This is a genomic window from Hansschlegelia zhihuaiae, from assembly GCF_004103825.1.
GTDB lineage: Bacteria > Pseudomonadota > Alphaproteobacteria > Rhizobiales > Methylopilaceae > Methylopila > Methylopila zhihuaiae.
The window spans coordinates 1-14,011 of the sequence record NZ_RYFI01000021.1 but is presented as its reverse complement, the minus strand read 5'-3'; the positions used below and the strand labels follow the sequence as shown (position 1 = coordinate 14,011).

Annotated in this window: 10 protein-coding genes and 1 pseudogene; 4 read left to right on the top strand and 7 right to left on the bottom strand. The window is 71.8% G+C overall.

Annotated elements, in window-relative coordinates:
* A pseudogene (locus tag EK403_RS23405) lies at positions 1-202 on the top strand (Rid family hydrolase); the annotation flags it as partial.
* 64 nt (positions 203-266) lie between these two features.
* Positions 267-1,298 (top strand): DNA polymerase III subunit delta, encoded by a 1,032-nt coding sequence (holA, locus tag EK403_RS18315; protein ID WP_128778909.1) that lies wholly within the window; start codon positions 267-269, stop codon positions 1,296-1,298.
* 345 nt (positions 1,299-1,643) lie between these two features.
* On the opposite strand, the gene EK403_RS18310 is transcribed toward holA, so the two are convergent.
* The 5 genes from EK403_RS18310 to mnmE all read right to left on the bottom strand — a co-directional run bounded on the left by EK403_RS18310 (position 1,644) and on the right by mnmE (position 7,490).
* Positions 1,644-2,513, bottom strand: coding sequence for a ParB/RepB/Spo0J family partition protein (locus EK403_RS18310; RefSeq protein ID WP_128778908.1), 870 nt, complete (start codon positions 2,511-2,513; stop codon positions 1,644-1,646).
* Positions 2,514-2,529: 16 nt separating this feature from the next.
* The gene (locus EK403_RS18305; RefSeq protein WP_128778907.1) at positions 2,530-3,351 is read right to left on the bottom strand and encodes a ParA family protein; all 822 of its coding nucleotides are present in this window, start codon (positions 3,349-3,351) and stop codon (positions 2,530-2,532) included.
* Positions 3,352-3,412: 61 nt separating this feature from the next.
* Positions 3,413-4,051 carry a 16S rRNA (guanine(527)-N(7))-methyltransferase RsmG gene (rsmG, locus tag EK403_RS18300; RefSeq protein ID WP_128778906.1) on the bottom strand — a complete coding sequence of 213 codons (639 nt, stop codon included), beginning with the start codon at positions 4,049-4,051 and terminating at the stop codon, positions 3,413-3,415.
* On the bottom strand, positions 4,048-5,928 hold the full coding sequence (gene mnmG, locus EK403_RS18295) for a tRNA uridine-5-carboxymethylaminomethyl(34) synthesis enzyme MnmG (RefSeq protein WP_128778905.1): 1,881 nt from the start codon (positions 5,926-5,928) through the stop codon (positions 4,048-4,050). The genes rsmG and mnmG overlap by 4 nt, the downstream gene beginning before the upstream one ends.
* Before the next feature lie 191 nt (positions 5,929-6,119).
* Complete coding sequence (mnmE, locus tag EK403_RS18290) at positions 6,120-7,490, bottom strand: tRNA uridine-5-carboxymethylaminomethyl(34) synthesis GTPase MnmE (protein ID WP_128778904.1); 1,371 nt, start codon at positions 7,488-7,490, stop codon at positions 6,120-6,122.
* Here mnmE and EK403_RS18285 point away from each other — a divergent pair.
* On the top strand, positions 7,489-9,486 hold the full coding sequence (locus tag EK403_RS18285; RefSeq protein ID WP_128778903.1) for a thioredoxin domain-containing protein: 1,998 nt from the start codon (positions 7,489-7,491) through the stop codon (positions 9,484-9,486). The genes mnmE and EK403_RS18285 overlap by 2 nt on opposite strands.
* Positions 9,487-9,674: 188 nt before the next feature.
* Here the strand turns inward: EK403_RS18285 and EK403_RS18280 are convergent, their stop codons facing one another.
* Both EK403_RS18280 and ggt read right to left on the bottom strand, forming a co-directional pair.
* Positions 9,675-11,063 carry a L,D-transpeptidase family protein gene (locus EK403_RS18280; RefSeq protein WP_128778902.1) on the bottom strand — a complete coding sequence of 463 codons (1,389 nt, stop codon included), beginning with the start codon at positions 11,061-11,063 and terminating at the stop codon, positions 9,675-9,677.
* Between the two features lie 259 nt (positions 11,064-11,322).
* Positions 11,323-13,077, bottom strand: coding sequence for a gamma-glutamyltransferase (gene ggt, locus EK403_RS18275; protein WP_128778901.1), 1,755 nt, complete (start codon positions 13,075-13,077; stop codon positions 11,323-11,325).
* A gap of 146 nt (positions 13,078-13,223) precedes the next feature.
* On the opposite strand from ggt, the gene EK403_RS18270 reads away from it, so the two are divergent.
* Positions 13,224-13,937 (top strand): tetratricopeptide repeat protein, encoded by a 714-nt coding sequence (locus EK403_RS18270; RefSeq protein WP_128778900.1) that lies wholly within the window; start codon positions 13,224-13,226, stop codon positions 13,935-13,937.
* The last annotated feature ends 74 nt before the right edge of the window (positions 13,938-14,011 follow it).

Sequence of the window (14,011 nt, the reverse complement as noted above, 5' to 3'; positions counted from 1 at the left end):
GGGGGGGGCGGGGGGGGGGGGCTTCGCGGACGTCGTGCGGACGCGCTACTATCTGGTCGACCCGGCGGACGCCGACGCGCTGTTCCGGGTCACCGGGAAGATTTTCGGCGAGATCCGCCCCGCAAACACGCTCATCGTCTGCGGCCTGCTGAAGCCCGAGATGCGTATCGAGATCGAGGTGACGGCGCGGCTCCGCCGATGATCGATAGCCGGCTTTTTACGCTCCTTCGTCAGCTTTGATTCACTCACTCAGGCCCGGCAGGCCCATGGTCGCCATCAAATCCTCCGCCGTCGACGCCTTCGTGGCGAAGCCCCAGCCGGGCGTGTTCGCCTTGCTGGTCTACGGCCCGGATGCTGGGCTCGTGGCCGAACGATCCGAGAAGCTGGTGTCGCGCGCTCTCGAAGGCTCGGACGATCCGTTCTCGCTCGTCAGGCTCGACGGCGACGACCTCGCGCAGGATCCGGGGCGGCTGCCCGACGAGGCCAACACCATCGCGCTGTTCGGCGGCCAGCGCGCGATCCGGGTGAAGGTCGGTGGTCGGTCGATCGTCCCGGCGGTCGAGGCGCTGCTCGGCGGCCCCGAACCGCAATCCCTCACCGTGCTCGAGGCCGGCGACCTCAAGAAGAACGCGCCGCTGCGCGCGCTCTGCGAAAAACACCCGCACGCCGCCGCGCTGCCCTGCTACCCCGACGAGGCCGGCGCCCGCGACCGGCTGATCGATGAGGAGATCCGCGCCGCCGGGCTGACGATCTCATCGGAGGCCCGGTCGCTGCTCGCCGCGAGCCTCGGCCCGGACCGGCTCGCCGCGCGCGAGGACGTCCGCAAGCTCTGCCTTTACGCCATGGGCGCGTCCCGCATCGAGGTCGACGACGTCGCGGCGATCGTGGCGGACTCCGGCGAGGTCGGCATGGACGAGGCGGTCGACGCCGCCTTCGGCGGACGGCCGGCCGATCTCGCGGCTGCGCTCAGGGCGCTGCGGTCGTCCGGCGCGTCCGCCTCGGTCACACTCGTGGCGGCGCTCCGCCATGCGCTCGCGATGCATCGCCTGAGAGCCCAGGTCGAGGACGGTCGATCGGCCCGGTCCGTCGTCGAGAGCGCCGGCCATGCGATCCACTTCCGCCGCAAGGACGCGGTCGAGCGGGCGTTACAGCGCTGGACCGCGTCCCGGCTGATGGACGCGGTCGCGCGTCTCGCCGACGCGGTCGCGACCGCCCGGAAATCGGCGTCGATCGGGGAGGCGGCCGCCGAGCGCGCGCTGCTCGCCGTCGCCCAGGAAGCGGCCCGGCTCGGCCGCTGAGCGCCGGAACGCTCGAAATCGCGTTCGACGCCGAAAAAATCGACTCGATAGGAGAGTCGCTGGCGGCGTTTTCGAGGGCGGTCGGGGCGATCGGTCGTCCGGAGCGCAAAACCGCTCCACGGGCTTCTAACCGGCTTTGGGACTCGGGTCGATTTTCACGCCAGAGCAACGCAGCCACAACGACCATGCACGACCCGTCATGCCCGGCGGAGCCGGGCATCCACGAATTTCTGGGATCGTAGAGCCTGTCCCCAAGTCGTGGATGCCCGAGACGAGCTCGGGCATGACGGGGGAGGATAGGGCGCCTCGTCGGAAGGCCAGGGACGCGCCGTCGCCCGGTTGCGCTCAGCCCCTCAGCCGGCGCACCAGCATGTCGAGCTGCTCGAGGCTCGCATAGCGGATGGCGAGCTCGCCGCCCGCGCCCTTCGGGTTCAGCGTCACGTCGAGGCCGAGTGCGGCGGAGAGCTCGCGCTCGAGCTCCAGCGTGTCGGCGTCCTTCTCCGCCTTGCGGGGGCGGCCGAGGCTCTTGACCTCCGGCGCCCGCGCCATCGCCTCGACGTCGCGCACCGAGAGCCCGCGCGCCACCGCCTTCCTGGCGGCGGCCTCCGGATCGGGCAGCGTCAGCAGCGCGCGGGCGTGGCCGGCGGTCAGCGCGCCGTCCAGCACGTGGGCCTTCACCGCGTCAGGAAGCTTGAGCAATCTCAGCGTGTTGGCGATGTGGCTGCGGCTCTTGCCGATGACCTCCGCCAGCTTCTCCTGGGTATAGGAGAACTGGGCGATCAGCTGCTCGTAGCCGGCGGCCTCGTCGATCGCGTTGAGATCGGCGCGCTGGACGTTCTCAACGATCGCGATCTCGAGCGCCTCGCGGTCGGTGACGTCGAGCACCACGATCGGCGCGTCGTGGACGCCCGCCCGCTGGGCCGCGCGCCAACGGCGCTCGCCCGCGATGATCTCATAGGCCTCGGCCTCGTGCGACAGCCGGCGGACGAGGATCGGCTGGATGACGCCCTTCTCGCGGACCGAAGCCGTCAGCTCCTCGAGATCCTCCTCGCGGAAAGAGCGGCGCGGGTTGGCGCGGCTCGGGCGGAGCTGCGCGATCGGCGCGCGGCGCTGCGGCCGGCCGCGCTCCATCACGGCGATCTCGTCGCCGACGTCGCCGATCAGCGCCGCAAGACCGCGGCCGAGTCGGGAACGCTGGGGCTCGTCAGATGACATCACTTTTCCCGACCCGTCATGCGGCGCGCAGCGCCCGCTCGCGCTGTATGACCTCCGAGGCGAGCTTCAGATAAGCCTGCGAGCCCGTGCATTTGAGGTCGTAGAGCAGCACGGGCTTGCCGTAGGACGGCGCCTCGGAGACCCGCACGTTGCGCGGGATCATGGTCTCATAGACCTTGTCGCCGAGGAATTCGCGGACGTCGGCCACCACCTGTCCCGAAAGATTGTTGCGCGGGTCGAACATGGTGAGCACGACGCCGTGGATCGACAGCGTGGGATTGAGCGTGGTCCGGACCTGCTCGACGGTGCGCAGCAGCTGGCTCAGACCCTCCAGCGCGAAGAACTCGCATTGCAGCGGCACGACGATCGCGTGCGCGGCCGCCATCGCGTTGATGGTGAGCAGGTTCAGCGAGGGCGGACAGTCGACCAGCACATAAGTGTAGCGTGTGGCCGTTTCCGTGGCGTGCAGCGCCGCGATCGCGTCACGGAGCCGGTAGGCGCGGTCTTTCTCGCTCGCGATCTCGAGCTCGAGGCCCAATAGGTCCATGGTCGAGGGCGCGAGATGAAGCCGCGGCACCGCGGTCTCGTGGATCGCCTCCTTCAGCGTCGCGTCGCCGAACAGCACGTCATAGGTCGAGAGCCGCCGCGCCTTGCGGTCGATGCCGAGGCCGGTCGAGGCGTTGCCCTGCGGGTCTAGGTCGACGATCAGCACCGTCTCGCCGATCGCGGCGAGCGCGGTCCCGAGATTGATGGCGGTGGTGGTCTTGCCGACGCCGCCCTTCTGGTTCGCGAGCGTCAGCACGCGCGGGGCGCCGGGCGGAAACGCGTCTGACAGCATGGGCCTCGGGCTCCGGGCGGCTCGGTCATCCAACCTGCCGGCGCGTGCCGCGAGTGCGGCGTTAGCGCTGGCGTCTGCCGTCGAACCGGTCGATCCGCACGATGCGGGCGTCGGGGTCGGTCAGACTCGGGTGGAGCGACGCGTTGAATCTCCAGGATTTCTCAGTCTCGGTCAATTCCGCGACGGCCTCGCGACCCTTGGGAAACAGCCCGACGGCGCCGGTTTTCAACAGCGGTTCGGCGAGCGCGACCAGAATGGAGAGCGGAGCGAGCGCCCGGGCGCTGACGATTTCGGCCGAAAGGCCCTCCAGAGCCTGTTCGGCCCGCGCGGCGTGGACGGTCGTCGCCACCCCCATGGCGCGCGCGGCCTCGCGGAGGAACGCGGCCTTCTTGCCGTTGCTCTCGACGAGGTGGACCTCGGTCCGGCCCGCGAGCATCGCCGCCACGACCAGGCCCGGGAAGCCGCCGCCCGATCCGAGATCGACCCACCGGGCAGGGGCGGGCGGGGCGAGCGCAACGAGTTGCGCGCTGTCGGCGACGTGCCGGGTCCAGATGGTGCTGAGCGTGGTGGGCGCGACGAGATTGGTGGTGGCCTGCCAGCGGTCGAGCGTGGCGATGAGCGCGTCGAGGCGCGCCCATGTTTCACGTGAAACATCGATCAGCCCCTCCGCCGCTTGGCGGTCGGCGTCGCGCCCGCTCACGCGGCGGCGGCGCGGCGGGCCTGCACGGCGAGCAAAGCGAGCGCCGCGGGCGTCATGCCCTCGATCCGGCCGGCCTGGCCGAGCGTGCGGGGCGTGACGCGCGCGAGCTTCTCGGAAAGCTCCGCCGAAAGGCCGGCAATGGCGTGGTAGTCCATGTCCGACGGCAGGGCGAGGCCCTCCTCGGAGCGCCGGCGCGCGACGTCGGCTGACTGTCGGTCGAGATAGACCGCATAGGAGGCCTCGATCTCGAGCTGGTCGAAGGTCGCCGCGTCGATCGCCGCCAGCTCCGGCCAGACGCGCTCCAACGCGTCACGGCCGACGGACGGCAGCGACAGCAGGTCGAAGGCGCTGCGCCTCCGCCCGTCCTGATTGACCGCGATTCCGGCGCGCTGCGCCTCGGCCGGCGTCAGCGTCAGCGACCGGGCCAGCGCCTCGGCGGCCGCCAGCCTTTCGGCCTTGGCCGCGAAGGTCGCGGACCTGCCCGCGCCGACGCAGCCGAGCGCTTCGCCCTTCGACGTCAGCCTCAGATCGGCGTTGTCGGCGCGCAGCGACAGCCGGTATTCGGCGCGCGAGGTGAACATGCGGTAGGGCTCGGTGACGCCATGGGTGACGAGATCGTCGACCATGACGCCGAGATAGGCCTCGGCGCGATCGATCACGACGCCGTCCGCGCCGCCTGCCCGGCGCGCAGCGTTCAGCCCTGCGAGCAGGCCCTGCGCGGCCGCCTCCTCATAGCCGGTCGTGCCGTTGATCTGGCCCGCGAGGAACAGCCGCGGCAGCCGCCTGGCCTCGAGCGTGGCCTCGAGCTCGCGCGGATCGACATGGTCGTATTCGATCGCGTAGCCGGGCCGCAGGATCTCGACGCGCTCCAGCCCCGGCATGGTACGGACCAGCGCGACCTGGACCTCCTCGGGCAGCGAAGTCGAAATTCCGTTCGGGTAATAGGTCGGGTCGTCGAGCCCCTCGGGCTCGAGGAAGACCTGATGACTGTCGCGCTCGCCGAAGCGCACCACCTTGTCCTCGATCGACGGACAATAGCGCGGGCCGCGGCTCTCGATCCGGCCGGAATACATCGCCGAGCGCCCAAGATTGGCGCGGATCAGCGCATGGGTCTCGGGCGTGGTGCGGGTGACGTGGCAATCGATCTGCGGGTTACGGATAGCCGTCGTCAGGGTCGAGAACGGCTCGGGCGGCGCGTCGCCGGCCTGGCGCTCCAGCGCGTCGAAATCGACCGTTCTTCCGTCGAGCCGCGGCGGCGTGCCGGTCTTGAGCCGGCCGAGCGTAAAGCCCGCCGCATCGAGCTGTGCCGACAGGCCGAGCGCCGGCGCCTCGCCCGCGCGGCCCGCAGGGATCGTGGTCTCGCCGATATGGATGAGCCCGCGCAGAAAGGTGCCGGTCGTCAGCACGACGGCGCCGGCCGCGATCCGCCGCCCGTCGCCCAGCACGACGCCAGTCGCCGCGCCCGCCTCGACGGTCAGGTCGTCGACCTCGCCCTCGACGATGCCCAGCCCCGCGGTCTCGGCGAGCGCGCGCTGGACAGCGGCGGCGTAGAGCCGCCGGTCCTGCTGCGCGCGGGGGCCGCGCACCGCGGGTCCCTTGCTGCGGTTCAGCACGCGGAACTGGATGCCGCCCTGGTCGGCGCAGCGGCCCATCAGCCCGTCGAGCGCGTCAATCTCGCGGACGAGGTGGCCCTTGCCGAGCCCGCCGATCGCCGGATTGCAGGACATGGCGCCGACCGTGTCCGCGCGATGCGTGACGAGCGCGGTCCGCGCGCCCATCCGCGCGGCCGCGGCGGCCGCCTCGCAGCCCGCATGTCCGCCGCCCACGACGATGACGTCGTAGCGGTCGAGCGGAGTCCGGGTCGGTCGCAGGGCCATGGCGGCTCATTAGGGCGGGCGCGCGCAGCGCGCAATGTTTCACGTGAAACATCGGCGCTCCCGTCATCCCGGCCCAAGCGCGGCGGAGAGCCAGGATCGTCTTCAGGACCCGGCGCCTCAACGGTCTCATCATTCTGCTCGCGATCCCGGCTCGCGCCTGCGGCGCGTCCGGGACGGCGCAAAGTGAGCGCTCACTTCCCAATGCAAAAGGACGAAAACACCCTCTCCAGCACGTCCTCGACGCCGATGCGGCCGGCGATGCGGCCCAGGTCATCGCTGGCGCGGCGGAGCAGTTCGGCGAGCAGTTCGTCGGCGAGATCGTCCCAGCCGTCGAGGGCCTCCGCGAGCGAGGCGGAGACCGCGGCGAACGCCTCGCGGTGGCGGGCGCGCGTCACGCCGACATCCTCGCCGGCCCCGAGCGCCTCGCCCGCCGCCCGACCGAGCGCCGCGACAAGCGCGTCGAGCCCGGCGCCGGTGCGGGCCGAGACGCGATGGTCCGCTTCGGGCGCGCCTTCGGCCGCGACATCGATCTTGTTGGCGACGCGCCAGAGGATGGCGGCCGACAGCGCGGGCGGGGTTCCACCCGGTCTCGTGGCGTCCTCGATCCAGAGCGCAAGGTCGGCGGTCTCCGCCCGCGCGGCCGCTCTCCGGACTCCCTCAAGCTCGATTGCGTCCTCGGTCTCGCGCAGTCCCGCCGTGTCGGCGACGATCACGGGAAAACCGCCGAGGTCGAGATGGACCTCGAGCACGTCGCGCGTGGTGCCGGGGATGTCGGTCACGATCGCGACGTCGCGCCGGGCGAGGGCGTTGAGCAGCGACGATTTTCCGGCGTTGGGCGGCCCGACGATCGCGACCCGGAAGCCGTCGCGCAGCCGTTCGGCGCGCGTGTCGGCGAGCGCGTCGGAAATATCGGCGGACAGCGCTTCGAGTTCGTCGCGGGCCTGAGCGCGCGCCTCCGCCGGCACGCCGTCCTCGTCGGAAAAGTCGATGCCGGCCTCGATGAGCGCCATCGCGCCGACCAGCCGCTCGCGCCAGCGCTCGACCACGGCGGACAATGCGCCCTCGGCCTGCAGCACGGCCTGCCGGCGCTGCGCCTCGGTTTCGGCGGCGAGCAGGTCGGCGAGCCCCTCGGCCTCGGCGATGTCCATGCGGCCGGCGAGCACGGCGCGACGGGTGAACTCGCCGGGCTCCGCCGCGCGTACGCCGGGACAGGCGAACAATGCGTCGAGCGCGGCCGCGACCACCGCCCGGCCGCCATGGACGTGGATCTCCGCCATGTCCTCGCCGGTGGCGGAGCCCGGGCCGGGCAGCCACAGCGCGAGGCCCCGGTCGATCAGCCGCGCGTCCCGCGGGTCGCGGATCGCCCGCACCGAGGCCCGGCGCGGTTCCGGGCGCGGCCCGGCGATCGCGTCGAGCGCGGCGCCCGCCTCCGGTCCAGACATGCGGATGACCGCGATCGCGGCGCGGCCCGGCGCGGTCGAGACGGCGGCGATCGTGTCGCGGGTTTGAAACAGTCGCGCGCGACTTACGTTGCGGTCAGAAGAGGTGTCCGAAACAGCCATGACCAATCGTCTCGCCGCCGCCGCCAGTCCCTATCTGCTGCAGCACGCCGACAATCCCGTCCACTGGTGGGAGTGGGGTCCGGACGCCTTCGCGGAGGCCCGTCGCCTGAACCGTCCGGTGCTGCTGTCGATCGGCTATGCGGCCTGCCACTGGTGCCACGTCATGGCCCATGAGAGCTTCGAGGACGACGGCGTCGCCGCGGTCATGAACGAGCATCTCGTCTCGATCAAGGTCGACCGTGAGGAGCGGCCCGACGTCGACCAGATCTACATGGCGGCGCTGCACGCGCTCGGCCAGCAGGGCGGCTGGCCGCTCACCATGTTCCTGACGCCGGATGGCGAGCCGTTCTGGGGCGGCACCTATTTTCCGAAGGAGCCGCGCTACGGCCGGCCGGGCTTCGCCGACGTGGTGCGGGCGCTCTCCAAGGTCTATGCGGACGAGCCCGAACGGGTCGCCCAGAACGTCTCGGGCATCGCGGCGCAACTCAGGCCGAAGCGGCGCGAGGGCGGCGTCTCGCTGTCGCCCGCGGACCTGGACGAGACCGCCCGGCGACTCGTCCGGATCTTCGACCCGATCGACGGCGGCTTTCAGGGCGCGCCGAAATTCCCGCAGGCCGGGGTGCTGGAGATGATGCTCCGAGCGGGCCGCCGCACCGGCGACGAGACGCTCGCCGCGCCGGCGCTGCTGACGCTCCGGCGGATGGCGGCCGGCGGCATCTATGATCATGTCGGCGGCGGCTTCGCGCGCTATTCGGTCGACGGCCGCTGGCTCGTCCCGCATTTCGAGAAGATGCTCTACGACAACGCCCAGCTCCTGCCGCTCTTCGCGAGCCTCGGGCGCGACGTCGACGACGCGCGGCTGACCGCCGCCGCGAACGGCATCGTCGATTGGCTGAAGCGCGAGATGGTCACCGGGGAGGGCGCCTTCGCCGCGAGCCTCGACGCCGACAGCGAGGGCGAGGAGGGCAGGTTCTACGTCTGGCGCCGCGCGGAGCTCGACGAGGTTCTCGACGCCGAGGACGCCGCCTTCGCGGCCGACGCGCTCGACGTCTCCGACGAAGGCAACTGGGAAGGCGTCTCGATCCCGAACCGGACCGACAGGCCTCCGGTCGACGCGGGGCGTCTGGCGGACGTCTCGGCGAAGCTGCTGGCGGCCCGCGAGCGGCGCGTGCGGCCGGGACGCGACGACAAGGCGCTCGCCGACTGGAACGGGCTGATGATCGCGGCGCTCGCCGAGTCCTCGGCGACGCTCGGCCGGCCCGACGCGCTCGCCCTCGCCCGGCGCGCCTTCGACGCGATCGTGGCCCATATGACTCGCGAGGACCGGCTCGGCCACGCCTTCCGGGCGGGGCGGCTGGTCTATCCGGGCTTCGCCTCAGACTATGGCGCGATGGCGCTCGCCGGACTAGCGCTCGCCGGGGCGACCGGCATCGGCGGCTACCGCGATCACGCCGCGCGCTGGATAGACGCCGCCTTCGCGCATCACCGCAACCCGGCGGGGCCGGGCCTCGCGGTCGACGCCGACGACGCCGACCGGCTGGTGGTGCGGCCCGAGGCGCTGCAGGACGAGGCCATGCCGAGCGGCACGGCGCTGGTGCTGAACGCGGCTCTCCGGCTCGCCGCCTACGACGCCGACGAGGACCGTCTCGCTCGGCTCGACGGCGAGATCGCCGCGCTGATGGGGCGGATGGCCGCCAACGTCATCGGCCATGCGGGGCTGGTCAACGCGCTCGACGCGCGCATGCGGCTCGCCTCGATCGTCGTGCTGGGAGAGGGCGAGGCGGCCGACGCGCTGCACCGCGCGGCTCTCAGGCTCCCGCCCTGGGAGCGCGTGGTGCGCCGCGCGCGGACGGCTGACGATCTGCCGGACGGCCACCCGGCGCGCGCCGCCAGGGTCACGGGCGCCGCGGCGCTGGTCTGCGCGGGCCAGACCTGCTCTCCGCCGGTGACGGACCCGGAGGGACTGGCCGAGGCCTTTTCGACGCTCCGGGGATAAATCTCGGTCGGCTCACTTGCGTGCTTCGAGACGCCCGCTGGCGCGGGCTCCTCAGCATGAGGAGCATTGAGGATGCCGGACCGTGGCGACGAAACCACGCCAGGCCGCGCCACAAACCTCCTCATGCTGAGGAGCGGCCCGAAGGGCCGCGTCTCGAAGCATGCAGGACGTCGACGCTCGTCCTTCCCTCAGCGCATCGCCGACTGGCGCGGGCGGGCGTAGGGGACTTCCCGCGGCGGCGGCAGCGGCTCGAGCGTCTGGGGCGGCGCGGCGTCGCCCAGATCCTCGACGATGGCGCGGCTCGGCTCCGCGGCGGGCGTCCGTGGGGCGATCGGGGCGTTTTCGGCCACTGGCGCGCCTTCCGGCTCCTGGAAGTCGACCGGCACGCCGGGCGCCACCAGTCCGGCGAGCTCGCGCGCGTCCCAGTTTGTCAGGCGCACGCAGCCATGGCTGTTGGTCTTGTCGATCTTCGAGGGCTCGGGCGTGCCGTGCAGCCCATAGGTCGGCTTGTCGAGCCCGACCCAGGTCGCGCCCACCGGGCCGTTCGGGCCGGGCGGCAGCCTCAGCGCCTTGCGGTTGGCGCCCTGCACGAAATTCACCTGCGGCCGGTACCAGTAGTCCGGGTTGATGGCGATCGCCTTCACGGCGTGGACGCCGGTGGGCGAGGGCAGGTCGGCGCTGCCGATCGTGGCGGGGTAGGCGACCACGAGCTTTCCGGAGGCGTCGTAGCCGCGGAGCTGCTTTCTGCCCTTGTCGGCGATGACATGCGCGACCCTGGTCTTCAGGGGCTTGCCGACATTCGCGACGACCACGTCGACGCCGGCCTCTGCGAAAGTCACGTCGGGATTGAGCCGGCGCAGGAACGCCTCGTCCATGTGGAAGCGCTCGGCGAGCAGCTCCGCGGCGTCGCGATAGGCGAGGCCCGGCAGCTGCGCCTGTTCGGCGTAGTCCTGCGGCATGGTGGGCACGAAGGGTCCGGCGACGTCCTGCTCGGTGATCGTGTAGGAGGTCAACACCGGCTCGAGCGAGGTTCCCCCGAGCGCCGACCAGAGCGCGGCGTCGACGATGCCGTCGACCTCGTGGCCGATCATCTCCTCGAAGGCCCGCACGGCCTTGACGACATTGTCGCCCGCGATGCCGTCGATGACGCCCGGCGAGGCGTTGCTGCGGTCGAGCAGAACCTGCAGCTTGATCATGCGCGGATCCGACCGCCGGCCCTTCGGATAGGGGTCCTTGGTGAAGACCGCGTCATTGGCGAGCGAGATCAGCAGGTCGACCGGGTACCCGTCCGGGTCGGCCTCGGCGCGGGGAGCGGGCCTGGGATCGGTCCGCTGCTGAGGATTGGCGGCGGCCGGTGGCGAAGGCGGCGCGGCCTCGGGCGCCGCGGTCGGCGGCGCGAGCGGGGCGCGCTCGATCGCGCCCGTGAACTCGACCTCGCGGCGTTGTGCGGAGGACGGGCCGGCGTCCTCGAGCACGAGCAGATCGCCGATCGCGTCGTTGGTCTCGGCTCGCGCCACGTCGCTTACGCCGAGCGCCGCCGCGAGCGTGGCCGCCGCCCTTAACATGCGCTTCGCCACGGTCCGGCTCCCTTCACCGACGCAACACAGGAGACGGCGGCCGGGCCGCGCCGAGGCGGTCGGGGTCTCGAACGAACAATGAGCCGACAGGGTAAACAAATTGCGGACGAAAGGCTTCCCATTTGCGGCAGTGCTATCGCACTCGGCGGCGGCGCCGTGGAGGCGCGTCGCTGGCCGCTTCCTTCTCCCGCTTGCGGGAGAGGGGGACGGAGGCGTGACGCCCCGTCATCTTTTATGACAACCGGCGCGTGAAGAAGCCCTATTCCCCGATCGCCAGCCCTTCGCGGCGCGGGTCGACGCCGCCAGCCAGCCCCTCCGGCCCGATCGCGATCGCCTGCAGGCCGGAGGTCATGTCCGCGATCTTGACGTCGAAGCCGAGCGCCTTGAGCGGCTCGGCCATGGCCTCGGCCTCGGTTCCCTTCTCGAGCTCGAAGGGGCCGTTGCGGTTCAGCATGTTGGGGAGCGCGGCGGCGGCCGCGACGTCCATGCCCCAGTCGAGATGCGCGACGAGCGCCTTCGCCACATAGCCGATGATCTGGCTGCCGCCGGGCGAGCCGAGCGTGAGGACGGGGCGGCCGTCCTTCAGCACGATGGTCGGGGCCATGGACGAGCGCGGCCGCTTGCCCGGCTCGACCCGGTTGGCCACGGGCACGCCGTCCTTGTGGCTACGGAAGGAGAAGTCGGTCAGCTCGTTGTTGAGCAGGAAGCCGCGCGCCATGACGCGCGAGCCGAACCCCGCCTCGATGGTGGTGGTCATGGCGACGACGTTTCCATCGGCGTCGACCACCGACAGATGGCTGGTGCCCGCGAATTCCAGCGCCGGATCGGGGGCGAACAGGCGCGCATGGGAGAATCTCGGCGAGCCCGCCGGCGCCTCGCCAAGCGCGCGGTCCCCCGACAGCAGCTTCGCACGCTCGGCGAGATAGTCGCGCGCTACGAGGCCCTGGGTCGGCTGCGGCGTGAAGGCCGGATCGGCGACGTAGCGCTCGCGGTCCGCGAAGGCGAGCCGCGACGCGTCTCCGATCCGTCGCCAGGCTTCGGGGCTCTTCGGCCCGAGCACAGAAAGGTTAGTCGGCTCTAGCATGCCGAGGATCTGCGCGATCGCGATCCCGCCGGAGGAGGGCGGGCCCATGCCGCAGACCTGATAGACGCGATAGGGCGCGCAGACCGCCTCGCGCTCGACGACCGCGTAGCGTGAAATGTCCTGGGGCGTCAGCGCGCCAGGATTGCGGGCGTTGCGCACCGCCGAGACGACGTCGGCGGCGATCGGCCCGTCATAGAAGGCGTCCGCGCCGCCGTCGCGCAGCGCCTTCAGCGTCTCGGCGTAGGCCGGATTCATGAGGCGGTCGCCGGCCCGCAGGGGGGCGCCGCCCGGCGCGAAGTAGGACGCGGCCGCAGGGTCGCGGGCGAGCGTCGGGGCGGCGGCGGCGATCTGTCCTGCGAGGCGCGGCGACACGTCGAACCCCTGTTCGGCGAGCCTCATCGCGGGCTCGAACAGCCTCGCCCAGGCGAGCTTGCCGAATTTGCGATGCGCGGCCTCGATCAGCCGCGGCGTCCCAGGCGTTCCGACCGAGCGGCCGCCGATCACCGCCTCCATGAAGGTGAGGGGTTCGCCGACGGCGTTCTGGAACAGCGTCGGGGTGGCGGCGGCGGGCGCTGTTTCGCGGCCGTCGAGCGTCGTGAGCGAGCGGTCCGCCGCGCTCCAGTGCAGCAGGAAGGCGCCGCCGCCGAGACCCGAGGACTGCGGCTCCACGAGGCCCAACACGAGCTGGGCCGCGATCGCGGCGTCGACCGCGCTTCCGCCGGCGCGAAGCATCTCGGCCGCGACCTCGGTGGCGTGCGGATTGGCGGTCGCCGCCATCCAGCGCTTCGCGGTCACGATCGGCCGCGGCTTCGAGCCGGTCGCGATCTCCGGCGGGGGCGGCTCGGATGGCGACGGCGCGAATTGCGCCGCGGCGGGACCGACGAGGAGCAGCGCCGCGATTGAGGCGGCGATCAGGGCGGTGCGGCGCATGGGCTCTCCTCGGCGAGGCCAATGATCTGCCGCGTCGGGCGGCGCGATCAAGCTGCGCGGCGCGAGGGTCGTTAACGAGGCCTTAGGGTTAATGAATTATCACCGCGTGGTCGCGCCCCGGCGGGTGCAGGGACAGGGGGGCTGCCATGTCGTCATATGCGGTGTTGGTCGGCCGGCTCGGCGCCGTCGCGACGCTCGGACTTTTGCTGTCGGGCTGCCTCGCGGACAAGCTGACCACCGGTTCGATCATGCCGACCGCAGCGAGCCGGGAGGTGTCGACCGCGACGAGCCCCGAGGCGCGCGAGGCCCGATGGCGGGAGCTCGCGGCCAAATACGCGCCGGCCTATCAGAAGAACCCGAACGACGCCGCGACCGCCTACGCCTATGGCGTGACGCTCCGGGCGCTCGGACAGCGCGCCCATGCCCTCGCGGTGCTCGAGGCCGCGAGCGTGAAGAACCCGAAACAGACCCAGATCCTCGCGGCCTATGGGCGCGCGCTCTCCGACGTCGGCCGCTACGAGGACGCGCTGCGCGTCTACGAGCGCGCCCACACGCCCGACCGCCCGGACTGGCGCATCCTCAACGCGCAGGGCGCGGCGCTCGACCAGCTCGGCCGCCCCGGCGAGGCCCGCGGCTTCTACGACGCGGCCCTGAAACTGGCGCCGGGCGAGCCCGCGATCCTGTCGAATCTCGGCCTCTCCTATGCGCTCTCGAAGGACCTCGCCAAGGCCGAGACGACTCTGGCGCAGGCCGCCGCGAGCCCCAACGCGAGCGAGACGGTGCGGGCCAATCTCGTGATGGTGCGGGGTCTGCGGGCCGGCGATCCAACGCCCAGGAAGCCGGCGAAGCAGCGGACCTGACTCGGGCGTCATCGCCAGGCCTGACCCGGCGATCCATCCACCTTGGCGAAGTGATGGATTGCATGTTGCGTGGT